General features: G+C 47.1%; 16 protein-coding genes and 1 tRNA gene. 2 read left to right on the top strand and 15 right to left on the bottom strand.

Annotation, left to right across the window (positions count from 1 at the left end; all coding sequences use genetic code 11):
- Window position 1: 1 nt before the first annotated feature.
- The 6 genes from hprK to lptC all read right to left on the bottom strand — a co-directional run bounded on the left by hprK (window position 2) and on the right by lptC (window position 4,799).
- Complete coding sequence (hprK, locus tag S1OALGB6SA_RS04600; protein ID WP_124032687.1) at window positions 2-994, bottom strand: HPr(Ser) kinase/phosphatase; 993 nt, start codon at window positions 992-994, stop codon at window positions 2-4.
- Between the two features lie 44 nt (window positions 995-1,038).
- Window positions 1,039-1,335, bottom strand: a complete 297-nt coding sequence (gene hpf / locus S1OALGB6SA_RS04605) for a ribosome hibernation-promoting factor, HPF/YfiA family (RefSeq protein WP_124032688.1) — start codon at window positions 1,333-1,335, stop codon at window positions 1,039-1,041.
- A gap of 26 nt (window positions 1,336-1,361) precedes the next feature.
- Entirely contained in the window at window positions 1,362-2,753 is a 1,392-nt protein-coding gene (gene rpoN, locus S1OALGB6SA_RS04610) for an RNA polymerase factor sigma-54 (RefSeq protein ID WP_195910304.1), read from the bottom strand.
- Between the two features lie 66 nt (window positions 2,754-2,819).
- Complete coding sequence (lptB, locus tag S1OALGB6SA_RS04615; RefSeq protein WP_124032690.1) at window positions 2,820-3,587, bottom strand: LPS export ABC transporter ATP-binding protein; 768 nt, start codon at window positions 3,585-3,587, stop codon at window positions 2,820-2,822.
- Window positions 3,574-4,242, bottom strand: a complete 669-nt coding sequence (locus S1OALGB6SA_RS04620; RefSeq protein ID WP_037564621.1) for a hypothetical protein — start codon at window positions 4,240-4,242, stop codon at window positions 3,574-3,576. Before S1OALGB6SA_RS04620 ends, lptB begins: the two co-directional genes overlap by 14 nt.
- 23 nt (window positions 4,243-4,265) lie before the next feature.
- Complete coding sequence (gene lptC / locus S1OALGB6SA_RS04625; protein ID WP_124032691.1) at window positions 4,266-4,799, bottom strand: LPS export ABC transporter periplasmic protein LptC; 534 nt, start codon at window positions 4,797-4,799, stop codon at window positions 4,266-4,268.
- 69 nt (window positions 4,800-4,868) lie between these two features.
- On the opposite strand from lptC, the gene S1OALGB6SA_RS04630 reads away from it, so the two are divergent.
- On the top strand, window positions 4,869-5,942 hold the full coding sequence (locus S1OALGB6SA_RS04630) for a VOC family protein (protein ID WP_037564618.1): 1,074 nt from the start codon (window positions 4,869-4,871) through the stop codon (window positions 5,940-5,942).
- Here S1OALGB6SA_RS04630 and S1OALGB6SA_RS04635 read toward each other — a convergent pair.
- The 7 genes from S1OALGB6SA_RS04635 to S1OALGB6SA_RS04665 form a co-directional block, all read right to left on the bottom strand.
- Window positions 5,939-6,133: a hypothetical protein gene (locus S1OALGB6SA_RS04635; protein ID WP_037564616.1), complete on the bottom strand. Its 195-nt coding sequence runs from the start codon at window positions 6,131-6,133 to the stop codon at window positions 5,939-5,941. The genes S1OALGB6SA_RS04630 and S1OALGB6SA_RS04635 overlap by 4 nt on opposite strands.
- A 21-nt stretch (window positions 6,134-6,154) precedes the next feature.
- The gene (locus S1OALGB6SA_RS04640) at window positions 6,155-7,435 is read right to left on the bottom strand and encodes an aminotransferase class I/II-fold pyridoxal phosphate-dependent enzyme (RefSeq protein WP_052080315.1); all 1,281 of its coding nucleotides are present in this window, start codon (window positions 7,433-7,435) and stop codon (window positions 6,155-6,157) included.
- Between the two features lie 18 nt (window positions 7,436-7,453).
- Complete coding sequence (locus tag S1OALGB6SA_RS04645) at window positions 7,454-8,761, bottom strand: cysteate synthase (protein WP_306766986.1); 1,308 nt, start codon at window positions 8,759-8,761, stop codon at window positions 7,454-7,456.
- A complete protein-coding gene (locus S1OALGB6SA_RS04650) occupies window positions 8,743-10,527 on the bottom strand; it encodes a GTP-binding protein (protein WP_161786831.1) in 1,785 nt (594 codons plus the stop codon). Before S1OALGB6SA_RS04650 ends, S1OALGB6SA_RS04645 begins: the two co-directional genes overlap by 19 nt.
- 15 nt (window positions 10,528-10,542) lie before the next feature.
- Window positions 10,543-11,424, bottom strand: coding sequence for a sulfate adenylyltransferase subunit CysD (gene cysD / locus S1OALGB6SA_RS04655; RefSeq protein ID WP_037564612.1), 882 nt, complete (start codon window positions 11,422-11,424; stop codon window positions 10,543-10,545).
- Window positions 11,425-11,707: 283 nt separating this feature from the next.
- Window positions 11,708-12,514: an SDR family NAD(P)-dependent oxidoreductase gene (locus S1OALGB6SA_RS04660; RefSeq protein ID WP_124032692.1), complete on the bottom strand. Its 807-nt coding sequence runs from the start codon at window positions 12,512-12,514 to the stop codon at window positions 11,708-11,710.
- Window positions 12,515-12,663: 149 nt separating this feature from the next.
- Complete coding sequence (locus S1OALGB6SA_RS04665; protein WP_037564605.1) at window positions 12,664-13,122, bottom strand: SoxR reducing system RseC family protein; 459 nt, start codon at window positions 13,120-13,122, stop codon at window positions 12,664-12,666.
- Between the two features lie 187 nt (window positions 13,123-13,309).
- On the opposite strand from S1OALGB6SA_RS04665, the gene S1OALGB6SA_RS04670 reads away from it, so the two are divergent.
- A tRNA-Leu gene (locus S1OALGB6SA_RS04670) sits at window positions 13,310-13,393 on the top strand.
- Between the two features lie 340 nt (window positions 13,394-13,733).
- Here S1OALGB6SA_RS04670 and S1OALGB6SA_RS04675 read toward each other — a convergent pair.
- Both S1OALGB6SA_RS04675 and S1OALGB6SA_RS04680 read right to left on the bottom strand, forming a co-directional pair.
- Window positions 13,734-14,642: a dihydrodipicolinate synthase family protein gene (locus S1OALGB6SA_RS04675; protein ID WP_124032693.1), complete on the bottom strand. Its 909-nt coding sequence runs from the start codon at window positions 14,640-14,642 to the stop codon at window positions 13,734-13,736.
- A 301-nt stretch (window positions 14,643-14,943) separates the two neighbouring features.
- On the bottom strand, window positions 14,944-16,105 hold a 1,162-nt coding region (locus tag S1OALGB6SA_RS04680; protein ID WP_148084026.1), incomplete at its 5' end, for a TRAP transporter large permease.

Below are 16,105 nucleotides of genomic sequence, written 5' to 3' on the forward strand. Positions count from 1 at the left end.
GCTAACCCCACTTGACTGCGGTGTCTTGAAACCACTGATTCTTTGCATTCTTATTCTCCATCCACCGATTCAAACTCTTGTTGAAATCCTTTGCCATATTCACACCTTGTGATTTCAATCTGTGATTCAGTACTGCGGCTTCTATTATAATGGGGATGTTGCGACCAGGTTTCACCGGTAGTGTGATTAGGGGAATATCCACACCTAACAGGTTTATTGCTGCATCTGATGTTCCAAGACGATCGTATTTCTTATTCTTATTCCAAGCTTCGAGTTGGAATACCATTTCCACGGTTTGCCGATCTCTTATTGAATTAAGTCCGTACAACTTGACCGCGTCGATAATCCCCAACCCTCTAATTTCCATGTGATGCACCATCACCTTGGAAGCACAATAACCCCAGAGTGTATTGCCATTTAAGCACTTCAAGAGTACCGCATCGTCGGCAATCAGACTATGCCCCCTATCCAGGAGTTCCAACGCAGTTTCACTTTTCCCGATTCCGCTCTCGCCCTGAATCAACACACCCGTTCCTTCCACTTCAACAAATACCGCGTGAATCGTCCGCGTAGGAGCGAACACATAGTCGAGTGTCCGTATCAACCTTATCGAGAGCAATGAGGACGCTAAGGGGGTTACTAAAATCGGAATCCCCGCTTCCTCTGCGGCTTTTTTGAAATACTCCTGAGGTTCGAGATTGTAACTAAAAATGAAGCAAGGAATATCATACTTGAACAGCTTGGCAAGCTGGGGGGCAAGCACCTTTTCGCCCATACATTCAATGTAGGCGAATTCACCTCTTCCAACAATCTGAATTCGCTCCCCGACAAATTTTTCGAAAAAGCCGGTTAGAGCCATACCAGGACGATTAGTATCGGTGGAATAAATCTCTCTTGATAAGCCTCTGCGTCCACATATACAGCGCAAATTAAGTGTATTTGGCGGCTTAGGCTCCAAGCTAAGCAAATCCAGAACTGTGAACCTATCCATCATCCTTTATTATAGCACGGCGGAATAAAAAATATGGGTGGATTCTTCTAATGTTCTTGTATCTTATCTTTCTCTTTTGTTGCCTTGACTTCAATTTTGTCGAACAGAGAATCAAGAGCCTTGAAAAGGTCTCTATCTGCAACTCTGATATGCCCCATAGCTCCCCAACGGAAGTGGAAATTTGCCTCGGTTCTGAATTCACCGTTTTTTTCTCTATTCAGAGTTAGGTGTAAATCCGCCATATGGGACTCGACATGATTCAGACGTTTTAGTTTCTTGTCAATGTATTCTCTGGTGCTTCCGCCCGGACTATAGCCGTGGGTTCCCTTGATTTCCAAGTTCATCGCATCCTCCTGTTGCTAATTAGGAATTATTGTCGGTGAGATGAGGGTAGATCAAGTTCATTTCGGTATTTGGCAACAGTTCTTCGCGCCAGGTTTATACCCTTACCTGCAAGCAATTCGCTAAGTGCCTGATCAGAGATGCGTTCATTTGCATCAAGTCCCGCCATCACTTCTTTTATAGCCTCTTTTGCCGCCACCTTGGAAATCCTCGATTTTGCATCTCCAGATCCCGAGATGGAATTTGTGAAGAAAAATTTCAGTCGAAACAATCCCCAATCGGTTTGTGCATATTTATTCGTTGTAATTCTGGAAACGGTTGTCTCGTGAACCCCTATTGTATCGGCAACTTCCTTGAGTGTAAGCGGTCTCAAGAATCTCGGACCGCCGGAGAAAAAATCTCTTTGAAATTCTACAATGGACCGCGCGGTTTTCAGCAATGTGTTGTCCCGCTGCGCAAGACTGTTGATGAAGTACCGGGCTTCTCTGGAATGATCGCTAACAAAGCGTCTGGCATCTCTATTGATACCAGATTCTTCACCTATCTTTTCAAAATCTGGATTGATTCGTAGAACCGGAAGTATCTCATCATTGAGAATCAGTGTCAGTTCGCCCTCCTCCTTCCGGATAATCAGGTCCGGGACAATATATTGCGGTGTATCGACCGAGTACAGCCGGCCCGGGAATGGTGAAAGCGTTCGAACGTACGCTTCGCAAAGTTTCCAGTCGTCCAGAGATATCCGTAACTTCGCTCGCACATCTTCGGGACGCCTTTTCTTCAATAGACCGAGCCCCTCTCTTACAAAGCGCTCGAAATTTGGTGGACTGTCTCCCTTGATTTCAGCCTGAACCAAAAGAGACTCTTGCCAATCCCTGCATGCGCACCCCACGGGTTCCATGGATCTAACTAGCCTAAGGGCCGATTCCAGTAACTCTGGGTTATCACTGGTGAGTAGCATATCGGGTGGTTCATTATGAAAGCCATCCCCATTGAGATTCCATATAATATTTTCTGTTAAATCCGCAAGTTCCGGCAGAGTATTCATAAGATGCAACTGGTCTATCAAAATTTCGTGCAATGTTTTTTCACGGGTAACAGCCCCTTCAAGAAATAATCGCTTACTGTCGGAGTCGCCAGGAGACACAGGCTGATAGCCTGGATCGGAAATATCACTAAAGAAATCCTGTTCGACTACACTATTTTCCCTATTCACATTCTCGTTCCGGTCGGGACTGTCTACCTCACCTGCTTCTCGAATGATTTCCAACGCCGGATTTTTCTCCACTTCTTCTCGAATTGTCTCCTGTAATTCAGTCAACGGCATCGCCATCAAACTAATCGATTGAATCAGTTTTTGAGTTATTGTTTGCTTCTGCGTAAGTTTCTGGCTGGCAGTTAGCTGTTGTCTTTGTTCGGGCAAACCAACTCCCCCATTCCCATGCTCTATTAATCGACTTTTTGAGTCAAGAAAACTTATTATAGGCTCTTACAGGGAGAAATCTCTACCTAAATAAATCTCCCTTGCCCGTTCGTCTTCCAATAATTCCCTGGCAGTTCCGCCAGTGAGTATTTCGCCGTGATTGATTATGTAGGCATGTCCGGTAATTGAAAGTGTATCGCGCACATTGTGATCGGTTATCAGTACTCCTATCTGACGATCAGCCAATCTACTGATGATGTCTCTAAGATCGCCGACAGCAATTGGATCGATCCCGCTAAAAGGCTCGTCGAGCAACAGAAACTTTGGATCGGTGGCTAGTGCCCGACAAACTTCGGTTCGTCTTCGTTCGCCACCAGATAAGGTATCTGCCTTCTGGTTTGCCAATTCACTTATGCCAAGATCTTCCATGAGTTTATTCAGAATCAACTCGCGCTTCGTTTTATCCAACTCCCTCCTTACTTCCAGAACCGCCCGGATGTTTTCGGCTACGCTTAGTTTACGAAAAACTGAAGGTTCCTGAGGCAGATAATTGATGCCAAGCCGAGCGCGTTGATACATCGGCTCGTTGGTGATGTCCCTTTCATCGAGCCATATCTTGCCCGAAGTCACCTTTACAAAACCGGCAATCATATAGAAGGTGGTAGTTTTTCCTGCCCCATTTGGTCCAAGAAGTCCTACAACCTCGCCCTGTTTCATGCTAAATGAGACATCGGATACTGCCAGCTTCGTACGGTATAGTTTGCGCAAACCTTCAGCGTGAAGCACAGAAACCCGATTTACCCAAGAGGCTGACTTTACACTATTCTTTTCCATCTTCGGTTGTAATCAGAGTTCCTTCAACCGCCCCTTCCAGCTCAATCTCATCAGTATCTAGATTTATTCGTATTCGATCGGCGCGGTAAAAATCGTCGCCTCGCCATATCGCCGGGTGTCCCGAAATCTCTAACATGTTTTCGTTGATCCAAAGCGTTGCGAATTCACCTCGGCATATTGTATCATCTTTGATGAGTCTAACTAGGATTTGCATGATGATTAAATCTTCTTTCTGTTGAAAGTCCAAAGACTCACAGTGGACAATAACATTGTTCTTTTCGTCGATTAGTATAACCCTTTCTCGAAAGCCGACAACTCCGGTTACTCGGTTGTACTCTAGATGCTCCGAATTTACTTTGATCTTTTTCTCGTTGTTGATGAAGGCTATTTTGTCGCTACCGCTTATGTATTCATGGTCCTTCCCACTAAGCTCCAACTGGCGGGCATTGATACTCATTGTATCAGACTCTGCATGGGCGTTCCCACTGAGAACCGTGCGTGATTCATCCTCCTTATCCACCTTTCTGAGTTCATTGGCTGAGAATCGCCAGCTTTCGGCTTCAAGGCCCAATATCGCAGGACCCAGAAAAATCCAAATCCAGAATATGTGAACAGGGAATTTCGTTTTTAGATTCTGAATTTTCATTAGCAGCATACCTAATCCAAAATTCATAGGAATTATTGGTTATTATCAGTTTCGAACGTGCCTTTGGCTCCCAGCTTAAACTCATAAACTTTGCGAGCAACATCTGCAACAAATCCTTCGCCACTGATTTCAACCTCATTTCTGAATTCGATACTCACCACACCCTCTCCGCTTAGAAGTCGTTCTCTGTTTTCCCAAGTCAGTTTCTCGGCTTCAAGGCTGGTTTCATCAATGGAATTGCGCACATAAATATCTCCATGCGCCACCGCATCGTTATTCCCATCCAACTCAATTTTTTTTGCCCTGCCTTCCATAAGAATCTTCCCATCCGAATCATACTCCGTTAATTCAGCTTCAAAGAAAATGGTTTTATCTTCCTCCTGAAAAGCCTCAACCTTGCTCGCTATGATTTCTACCCTGCCCAGTGATGACACGGTGATCTGCTCGAAATTTTCCGCAACATAGTATGGAATCTCATCTAATGGCCTCAATGTGGACGATTCACTGTCGCAGGAAACAATAAGTAAAAGGGAAAGGCTAACGAATATTAGACTTTGACGCAACATCAGTTTATTATCAAAGGCTCCTGTAATCTCAGTCAAGCAGAATAAAAATCGAACGATAAGGATTAAACGATGGCTTACATAATAAGTGGTATCCAGCAAATTGGGGTTGGTATTCCAAACCTGGAGGCGGCCTGGCTCTGGTATCGATGCAGGTTTGGGCTGGACATTCCCATCTTCCGAGAGGCCGCCGAAGCACCTTTTATGATCGCCTATACTGCTAATGAGATTCAATCTCGCGATGCCTTGCTGGCCATAAATTTGCGAGGCGGGGGCGGACTTGAAATCTGGCAGTACACTAGCAGGCCGACAACTTTTCCTAAGAAGCTCCCAATACTTGGAGATTTGGGCATATTCGCGGCCCGGATAAAAACGAGCAATCTTGTCGCCGCTCATCGTTTCCTGGTGGATTCTGGAGTAACGGTTCTTGGTAGTCCGGAGATTGCTCCAGATGGCCGCACAACGTTTTTTGTACGTGACTCCTGGGGAAATCTCTTTCAGATTGTGCATTCGGATTCCTGGTTTAAAAGCAAAGGTCATCCAACCGGGGGGGTGGCGGGAGCGCTTATCGGTGTAAGCGACATAGATGCAGCATTTCCATTGTACAGAGACCTGCTAGGTTACGATAGAATTGAATTTGATGAAATTGGTGTCTTTCCTGATTGGAGTCCCCTTAACGGGGGCGGTGGTGAATTCCGCCGGGTTTTGCTTAGTTCCCACAAAAAACAAGCTGGCCCATTTGGTGCGCTTCTTGGTTCCAGTAGCATTGAGCTAGTTCAGTCTTTGAAGCGAAAACCGAAGAAAATTTTTGCAGATCGCCTCTGGGGCGATGCGGGTTTCATTCATCTCTGTTTCGACATCCAGGGTATGGATGCCTTGGGCACCGAGCTGAATTCTAAGGGTTTTGATTTCACCGTGGACTCATGCACGTCGTTTGATATGGGCGATGCGGCAGGCCGATTTACGTATATCGAGGATCCTGACGGCACTTTAATAGAATTCGTGGAAACATATCGAATTCCCATCGTTAAAAAGCTGGGCTGGTTTGTAAACCTCACTACGCGTCGGAGAGGGGCAGGGCTCCCAGCGTATATGATTAAGGCCCTGGCCCTAAATCGGGTTAGAAGCAACTGCGACTCGCTCTAGTACTGATTTCGAAATTTCAACGTCGAAGTTGAGAAAATTTTTCTCCGAACGTCCATCGCTTTGGCGTGAAGATGACGTTTGGCGGTGGGGCGGGATTTCCTGATTGATGACTCTTTTAAGCTATTATAGCCTGCCGGGCGAATATCAGGATATCCCAGCACCTCATCTTGCTCCACGATAATTCCTGCCATTCCATCTACCACATCCCTGGCCTACTGGTTCCGATAGATTGTGGCAATTTTGGCTAACTCAGCTTTCCCGAGGGACCGTATTTTGAGACTATCACGCATATTTCTGAAGACTTCGATGGTTTTTTCGACGTCTCCCGGCGTGTGATCAGAGGTGGGTATCATACGGAACATCATAAGACCAGGAGGGATTACGGGCCACATTATGCCTGTGCAGAATACACCATTTTTACGAAGATAGCTGAGCATTTCCATGGCAACGGATTCAACTCGCTCGCCTATTGGCACAAAAATCGAGCAAATTGGTGAATCTCCAGTTCCGATATGATAGCCAAGTTTGCGCAGTCCAACTTTCAATTCGTCCGATCTCTGCCACATTGCTTTGCGGCGGTCGTTTCCTTCGATTACTTTCCGGAGCGCCACTTTGAGAGACAGCACATAGGACATTGGCAAGGCTTTGGCGAAAACCTGGGTGCGTGCATTGTAGGCTATGTAATCACGAACCAGGCTGGTTGTGGCAGAGTAGCCGCCGATGGATGCAAATGCCTTGGCGAAGGTGCCAAAGTATATGTCTATACTCTCCTGGACACCTAGGTGGCAGGCAGTCCCCCGGCCTTTTTCGCCAAGCACGCCAACACCATGGGCATCGTCTATGAAAATTCGAGCATCGTAACGTCGGGCGAGATTCGTAATACCGGTTAAATCAGCTAGATCGCCTGTCATGCCGTATACCCCTTCGGTGAGTATCATCAAACCACCCTTGCGGGTTTTGTTCACATCTTTCAAAACGGATTCCAGATTATCCATGTTGTTGTGACGAAAAAACCTGACAGGAGTTCTGCCGGAATTTTTACTTTTGGAGGAAAGAGCAGCGTCCACTATGCAGGCATGAGCAAGTTTATCCACAATCAACGTATCGCCGGGTCCGGTGAGCGCCGTGATTGTTCCAAGCACCCCCATGTAGCCGTAATTGAAAAGAAAGGAATCCTCTTTCTGAGCATGTTCGGCCAGTAATTTTTCTAAGTTTATGTGTTCGGAAGTGGATCCACTCATCATTCGCGAGCCCATAGGAGAGCTGACAGACCAGTTTTCTGTGGCTGCCATGGCCGCAGCCTTGATATCCGGATCGTTAGCCAGGCCTATATAATTGTTTATGGACCACATTATGGTATCCTGACCTTGAAATTTCATATGAGGACCCGGAATGTCGTCGATTACGGGTAGAGTAAAGAACCGATCCCTGGCTCTTCGCAATTGTCCGAAATAGCCTCCATCTGTGCTGCATTTATCAAAAATATCTGACATTCTCTCTCCTATTCTCATCTAGACAAAAAGCGAGGTGACGGCATCTTTTATGTCCCGGGCATCTGAATTTGGGGGCAGAATAACAGATGGCTCAAGTTTGTACAGTGGGTGGTTTTGTTTTAGCCGGTCAATACCGCCGCCGGTGATATTTAAGGCTATAGTCTGACTTTCTGTTACGATTCCGCGTTGAACGGCTTGGATAAGGCTTGATACAGCGACGGCGGCTGCGGGCGAAATGCTTACACCTTCCAACCGTTGAAACCGAGACGCGGCTTGACCGGCCTCGTCGTTCGATACTCCCAATATGGTGCCCGCGGTAGTTCTCACCGCATCATAAAGTCCACCGGCAATGGCCCAAGGCGGGTTTCGATTCGTGAGCACCTTGGCCGTCACCTGGCTAATCTGACGGCGAGCCGTATCATCATCGACGACTATGAACACACGACTATCGGCAGCCAGGCTCTCAACCATTGGAATGAAGGGAGCATTTTGGCTCAGTATTAGTCGCATATTGTTTGGACCCCACCTCCCATCGGACTCAAGTCTCATAGCGGCTTCCCATGCAGCGATAGCACCGGTGCCGGAACCAACGGCCTGGAAATACACATCCGGGATGTTGCCAATTTCAGCCGCGGCGCTAAGAAGGGTTGTTCCCATTCCATCGCGTCGCGCGATATTCTTCGCACCACCTTCCGGGATAAATCTCTTCGACGCAGCGATAGCCGCGGTACTCATCAGTATGGAATCATAATAGTCTCCACCTGGAGCCACACAGATGAGTTTTACACATGATGCCACCGGGGTGTCAAACCACAACGCATCCAGATTATCGTGTGGTACGAACAGCAACAATGAAATGTCATTATCTGAACAAACCTTGACAAAGGCACGGGCCGTATTGCCAGCCGAGGCCACAACCAGACTTCCATCAAAATTTTCCGGAAGTCTAGCACATACACTGTAGGCCTCACACTCCTTAAAGGTGCCAGTACTCATAGCAGCCCCTTTTTCCGGCCACCAGCCATTGAAAATTATATAGAGTTTTTTAAGGCCCAAATCATTCGCCAGGCCCTCACTTCTGTAACAGATAGGAACTGAAGGATTTTTGAGCATTCTTCGGATGGGCAGCCAATCGGCAAAGCGGTATAGTCCCTCAAGTTCGTTTCTGAGTCTAATCTCCTTCCTCTCATAGATCGCCCGAATTAGGGATGGCTCCTTCTCCGACATATCCAGAGTCCACCCTCCAACATCCTTCCCGATACGCCCACTCCCCACCGAGACTAGCCGATACTCCGTAGGAACAAACTTCAGACTCCAACCCCCAATCGATCCAGATGACTAATCACCTTCGTCAAATGGTTATTTGCCTCAGCGGCTTCTTCAATAACATAGTCTGCCCTACTATCGGATTCTTCAGGAGCTCCCACCCAAATAGTGTGAACCTCCACCGGGGAAACCGAAGTTCGAAAGGTTTCCCTCTCGTCGTAACTCAAATCAGACACTGTTGCGATAACTATGATACCCGCATCCACCAATATGTTGGCTAATTCCGCAAGGCGACGAATCATCTCTTCCCTGTCCTCCGGATATAGATTATGTCGCTTAATCCGCATATCGGAATCCAGCCCGGCAAGCACATTGCGTACACCAAGATAGTAAACCTTCTTACCTAAATCAAAAAAACTCTTCTCCAGCGCCTTGGCAAATTCGGACTTGCGTGGATCTTCGGGTCCACTCACCATCAACAGCGACGGACCATGTCCATAAATTTCCCTCCTGCGCTCTCGTGTAATGCTTCCTATATCCCATCTCAAGTTCCGGTCTATCACCTTGTCTCGATACTTAGCCTGATTGTCCCGAATTACCTCCCTGATAATCCCACCACCAGCAATTTCATATCCATCGACTATTACAAAGCGGCTTGTAATAGGGAAATCATCTACAATATCAAAGGCAACTGGACGCTGGGTAGTTAAAACACAATCAGCGACATCGTGTCTCTCAATCATCTTTTTCATTCCATCAGAATGCAGACTTGATGCGTCGATAACTTTCAAGGTGTCAAACAGTTTAACTCTAACCTTCTCAGTACCATTTTTAAGTACGTACTCCTTATCCCTTTCAAATGGTTCGCGGCCCAGCCAAAACAAATTGACCCTCATAACATTGCCGGTTTGTGGTTGTTTTTCATTGGTGCGAACGGCTAGTTGACCCCTTCTAACATAAATCTGCTCGGTTACAGTGAATCCAACGGCCATTCCCGCCTTCACTTTCGCGGGTTTGTTCTCACCAAAATGCTCAATGCTAGATACCTTGCTCTTCTTAGCCGATGGATAAAAAACTAGCTCATCCCCTTCTGCAAGGCTGCCAGTCGATACTGTGCCGGAAATGATTCTCCGCTTATCACTCATCGCAGTGAATTTGAATACATCCTGAACAAACATGCGGAAGGGCAAGTTGTCTGGTGGGTTTTCTTCCTTGAACTTATCGATAAGTGTTAGAACCGTACCACCCTTCCACCAAGACATTCTTCCACTGGGGGACGTGATATTGTCTCCTTCTATCCCCGACACCGGAATAAAGGGTACATTGTACACATTGATGTTTCTCAGAAATCTGGAATATTTCCGGACCACTGATTTGAACACTCTTTTCTCGTAACCAACCAAATCCATCTTGTTAACCAGCACGCACATCTGTCTGACACCGAGCATTGAGAGCAAGTAGCCATGGCGACGTGAGTTCTCCTGCACTCCCTCGTGTGCATCTATACATAGAAATGCGGCATCTGCCCGCGCAGCGCCGGTAACCATATTTTTCAAAAACTCGATATGACCAGGTGCATCAATAATTATGTAATGCCTTTTCTTTGATTTGAAAAAAATCCTGGCCGAATCTATAGTAATTCCCTGGCTCTGTTCATCCTTCAGGGCATCTAGGAGGAAGGCATATTCGAAGGGCTTGGAATTACGGGCGCAACTGGCTTTTACTTGCTCGAGCTTCCCATTCGGAAGACTGCCGGTATCAGCCATTAAGCGTCCAATCACCGTACTCTTCCCATGATCCACATGCCCAGTTATCACGACGTTCATATTGCTATGCATTTATTACATATACCCCTCTCGACGCAGAGTCTCCAAACCTCCACCATCATCCTTATCCTGTGCGCGTCCGGAACGTTCTGCAATATGTGCAAACTTACCGGACTTCAGCTCTTCAATGATTTCAGGAATACTTCTCGCAGTGGATTTAACAGGATGGGTACAAGGGCCACAACCCAGCGAGCGATACCGTTTTCCCTCACCCTGGTCGTAATAAAGCGACACTGTCGGAATTTTTTCACGATCGATATATTCCCAAATATTTGTTTCAGTCCAGTCGAGGAGTGGATGGATTCGAACGTGAGTACCAGGCGCAAAATCTGTTTTGAATTGATTCCAGAATTCCGGAGGCTGGTCGCCCACATCCCAGGTATTTTCCTTATCCCGTGGTGAGAAATAGCGTTCCTTTGAACGAGAGCCCTCCTCATCGGAGCGTACGCCAACTATCATTCCGGTATATGCCTCGGTATCCTTATCCAATTGATATTCATCCGCCTCGTGATTGAATCTGTAACGCGGCCAGGTGCCATTGAGCGTATGCTTCAGTGCCTCCGACTTAAGAAGCCTACAACAATTAATTCGATCGATGTTTCCATCGGGAAAGGTTTGCTTTGCCTCCAGGGCGGCTTTATTCTCCCCATAAACCATCGGGAGTTTCCACTTCCTAGTAAGACTATCCCTATACTCAATCATCTCGGGAATTTTGAAGTGTGTATCTATATGCACCAACGGAAAAGGAACATGACCAAAAAATGCCTTTCGTGTCAGCCATAGAAGTACTGTTGAGTCCTTCCCAATCGACCACAGCATTCCTAAATTCCTGAAATTGGCATATGCCTCACGCAAAATATGGATACTGATGTTCTCTAACTTTGTAATCTGATCCATGTAAGTTTATTCCATGTGTAAATCAATTCTGTATCAACTAAAACCGTGTGTAGCATCTCTCTAGCCGTATAAGTCTACCCTACCAGAGTTCCTGATGGAAGTACGAATCCAAAACCGAGAAATTCACTTCCGATGCAAAATCCACTGTGGGCTGAATGTCCATTTTGTCCACCGACAATTATTCAACTCCCCAAAAACTCTGCTATGCAAAGACGATTAACCTCTTGACTTTGCAGGCCCGCAGTACAGAGGCGTATTCTTTTTTCAACCCTGTCAAAGATTGCTATTTTGAATTTACCTTTCGGGCGATTAGTCTGAACAACGCTGGAATATAGCGATGGAAAAAAATCATCAACACTTCGATGCCTCCCATCACCTTAACCCGTCGTCCTCTCAAAATGGCCCTCCAATACTTGGCTGCACAGCGACGGGGGTCCATACCCTTCTTCAAAGCAGGATCCTGGATTCCATAGCTGGTTCCATCCCCTTTAAGCGCCCTAAGCGCAATTTCAGTTCTAATACGCCCCAAAATCGCTAGCGTGACACGAATCCCCAAAGCGCCGTATTCTAAATCGAGACTCTCGAAATATCCATGAAGTGCATGCTTACTCGCCGCATAAGAAGACCTCAAGGGGAAACCAAATACGCCAGTCAAACTACTGGTAACCGCAATTTTCCCACCTCCATTTTCAACCATAGAAGGTAAAACGACTCGCGTCATTCCAACCGCCCCAAGGAAGTTCAGATTCATTATTTTTGAAGTCACAGCCAATTCTGTATCAACAGCGAAAGACCGTTGCGAAACCCCCGCATTCAAAATCAATATCTGAGGCGGCCCATTTAACTGAAGCAATTTTTTCGCAACTTCCTCCGCCGCATTGTAGTCGGAAAGGTCAACAGCCTCAAAATGAACTGCCAGCGCACCTCGGGTCGCACACAAAGCCACGGCTTTCTTCAAAAGTTCCGCCCGTGAAGAGAAAAGAAACAGCTTTGCCTCGGCCCGCGCGGCTAAAAGAGCCATCTCCAAACCAATTCCAGACGAAGCCCCTGTAATCCATACCGACCTGCCACGAAGTGCCACATAATTCATATGAAATCCTTATGTCAACTGGTCTAAATTATTCTACTAATTTAGATTCTCCTAACTACCTGCCAACCTAACTTCGAATTGAATAATTGCTCGCTGTGGTTCACCGACAAGTACACTCGCGACTAATCTGACACTCAATTTCCAGCCACTTACTTATGACAATCGAAATCCACACATGCACTACACCCTGAAAAGCCATCGGGCTTAGATACATTCTCATCAGCCAACACCTTCGAAATAGTCGGAACCGGCTTACCCACAATGCGACACAGAAAGAAGCCAAGAAGGAATCCCAACAGCAGGGCTCCGAAACCCACTAAGAATAAAAGCTCATCTCCAGTCCCGGGAAAAAACGCAGCGGCCATCCCATAAGCCATCGGAAACAACATCAAAGGCAACAAAAAGATAAGCATCGTCTGTAACACCGTTTTCCCAGTCGGCAAAAAAATCTCAACAAGGTTCCCCTTTTTCAATTCCAGAGCCTTAGTGTTTGCCACTAGAAAATTCCGCCTCTTAACTCTCCAAAAAGTTGTATTTTCTCTAATTCGTCTCACATCTGATACCAGTATCTTCTCACCTACACGCTCAACTACCACAGCTTTCGTCATCCATTTCCCCTTCAAGGTTAATAGTAATTGACGATTGTTACCGCCTCAAGCACTCTTACACATCTCAATTCTTCAAAAGAAAACTTCATCTCGCATCCTCAAAGTCCATCATCCCTATCTTCCGCTAACCAATCTTCCATCATATTGACATAGCACCTTGCAATCGATATTTTCAAACACCTATCTCGCCTGGATGGTGAAATTGGTAGACACGCTAGTTTCAGGGACTAGTGATCGCAAGGTCGTGGAGGTTCGAGTCCTCTTCCAGGCAATCCCTTCGGGGCAAGCCATTAGAGAGCACTCAGCAGACGGATGCTCTTCTTTGTTTGGGCTGTTTTAGCTGCTGAAGCCAGTATTGACGTTTTTTAGTTTCCGGGGGGTTAACTATTGGGTATTGAATGAGGGGAGCTTTCTACTTTCGGGAAATCTTTGGATAACCTCTGGCGCAGTTCGGATCATCCATAACTCAGACTGGAAGACTGAAATCCGAACCGCATAAGAACCTGCTCAGTAAGTCTCATAATACTCATCATGAAGTGCAGTTCCCAGTATCGGTTATTCTGTCCGCTCGTCGCCCATTCCAAGTTCAGCAGTTTCGAGGACCACTCGAGTCAGTTTAGTCTCCGGGCCAAGCGGTGTAGCTGCTCAAGTTCAAGGCGGTGAAACGACAGAAAGTCATCAGGATCCATGGAACGGGTTGTAAGTCCGAAAGGCACCTCGTCCAGGCTCAGATGATATTTCGCACTAGTTGGATAAGACCGGCATTCGATCACGGAAGCCGGCCCGAGAAAATCCATCAGTCGGCCGGCACCCTCGGGATCCCGGCTCCAATCACGGCACAAACGAACATAGAGGGCCGGGTGAAAATTAGCCATTACTCCGCTGTATCCTGCCGCGCCGTCTCGGAGAGAAACCAGCAAGGTTGCCGCATTCGCATTGAAAAGTTTTAGCCCGGTGCCTCTCAGAACATCGAGCTTTGCGCGAATCTGCAACGCGTTACAACAGGTATCCTTCAGAAAACCGAATCGACCGAGTGCGGCACAGCGGATAAGGAGTTCCGGGCTCAAGAGCCTCTTATAGGGATAAGGACATTCGTAGAATCCCAAGAGCATATCCTCCGGCAGGTGGTCAATGAGTCGCCTGAGGTTCTCAAACCAAACATTGTCGCTTTCGTCGGTTGCAGCCAATCGGTTTGTGACGAGGACAACAGCCTTTGGTCCCAAGGAGGCCATTGCCTTGAGTTCGTCGGCTTGGGAGGCTGGATTATCGCTAACATGTCCCGAAAGGATTACAGGCAACTTGCCATCAGCAGCTCTCATGGTTTCCTGAGCAAGGTACTCTCGTTCGTTCCGATTGAGATAGAACATTTCGCTGGATTGGCAAACGCCGAAAATCCCGGCCACACCGGCGTCGTAATAGAAATTCACCAATGAGTTCAATGCCTGGACATCAATCCTGTTATCTGCATCGAAGGGAGTAACGGCCGTAGGCCATACACCGTTGGCCAATGTATTGTTCATTGTTCGCTCCTTCCTTTTAAGGAATTTTCATCTGCCAGCGGTTCCTGGTTTCGGCAGTGTTTCAAAAAAGATGAATCTTTTCGTTCAGTGTGCATGCAAAATCGGGATCGTCGTAGATATCCAGGAATATGTCTTGTTCCCGAAGCTTCATTGCTACGTTCAGGACGCCTTGGTAGTCAATGTATCCAGATATGATTCCATACACACCGCTGATGGTGGCGCACGCCGGACCCGGATCTCCGCCGGGTACGAAGTATGGATGCTGGGTTGGCCGCTAGACCCCGTAATACTCATAGCTACCCTAATGTCCGATCAATCGGGGAAGAAAGAGAACGATATCCGGCACATAGGTGATCAGGACCAAAACGACGATCATGGCGATGAGCATGGGGAAAATCTCCTTGATAATCCCTCGTATGGGTGCGCCGGATATGCCCGATACGATGAACAGCAACATCCCGAATGGTGGTGTGGATAGACCGATCATCATATTCAATGTGACGACGACACCGAAATGTACGAGATCGATTCCCAAGGCCTGGACCAATGGCAAAACCATGGGAATGAACACCACCGTAATCGTGGATGTATCGATAAACATTCCCAGTACAAGGAATACGATGTTGATCAGAAGTAACAAAAACGCCTTGCTTGAGGTAACGGATAAGAGGAAGTTCGCTGCCAATTGTGGAATCTGCTCTCGAGCGACTATAAATGAGAAGGTAAAGGCGCATCCCACAATGAGAGAAAGGATTCCGGTGGTTTTTGCCGTGTCCTTGACGGCTTCCCACAACGCTTTCGGACCGAGTGCACGATAGACAAGGGCCGCGATGATAATGGCGTAGAGAGAAGCGAGAGCACCGGCTTCTGTAGGCGTCACAATACCGGTGTAGATACCGCCCAGGAGCACGACAACGGAAAACAATGCCGGAAATGCTTTGAGGGCAATTGTCAGCATATCGCGGAGAATCATTTTCTCTCCCCGAGGATAACCTCGGCGATTCGCTACCCACGCGATGTAAACCATAAGAGCGAGTCCGATGAGAAGTCCGGGAATCATCCCGCCGAGAAAGAGATTTCCGATGGATGCTCCGGAAAGCATCGCGTAAAAAATCATCGGTATACTCGGTGGGAATATGGGACCGATGGTGGCGCTGGCCGCGGTAACCGCGCAGGAAAAACCCTCTTCATACCCATGTTCTTTCATCGCCTTGATTTCCATCATGCCTAATCCGGAGGCATCGGCAACAGCCGATCCTGTCATTCCAGAAAAAATGATGGAAGCAACAACGTTCACATGACCGAGTCCGCCCCTCCGGCGACCAACTAATACGTTGGCAAAGCGAAATATCATGTCCGTTATCTTGCCGGAATTCATAACTTGGGCCATGAACACGAACAGGGGAACGGCGATGATAATGTACTTCGCTTCGAGGTTGGTCAGAACCTTTTCGGCAAACATA

The sequence above is a fragment of the Olavius algarvensis spirochete endosymbiont genome (genome assembly GCA_900608495.1).
Taxonomy (GTDB): domain Bacteria; phylum Spirochaetota; class Spirochaetia; order DSM-2461; family DSM-2461; genus UBA2779.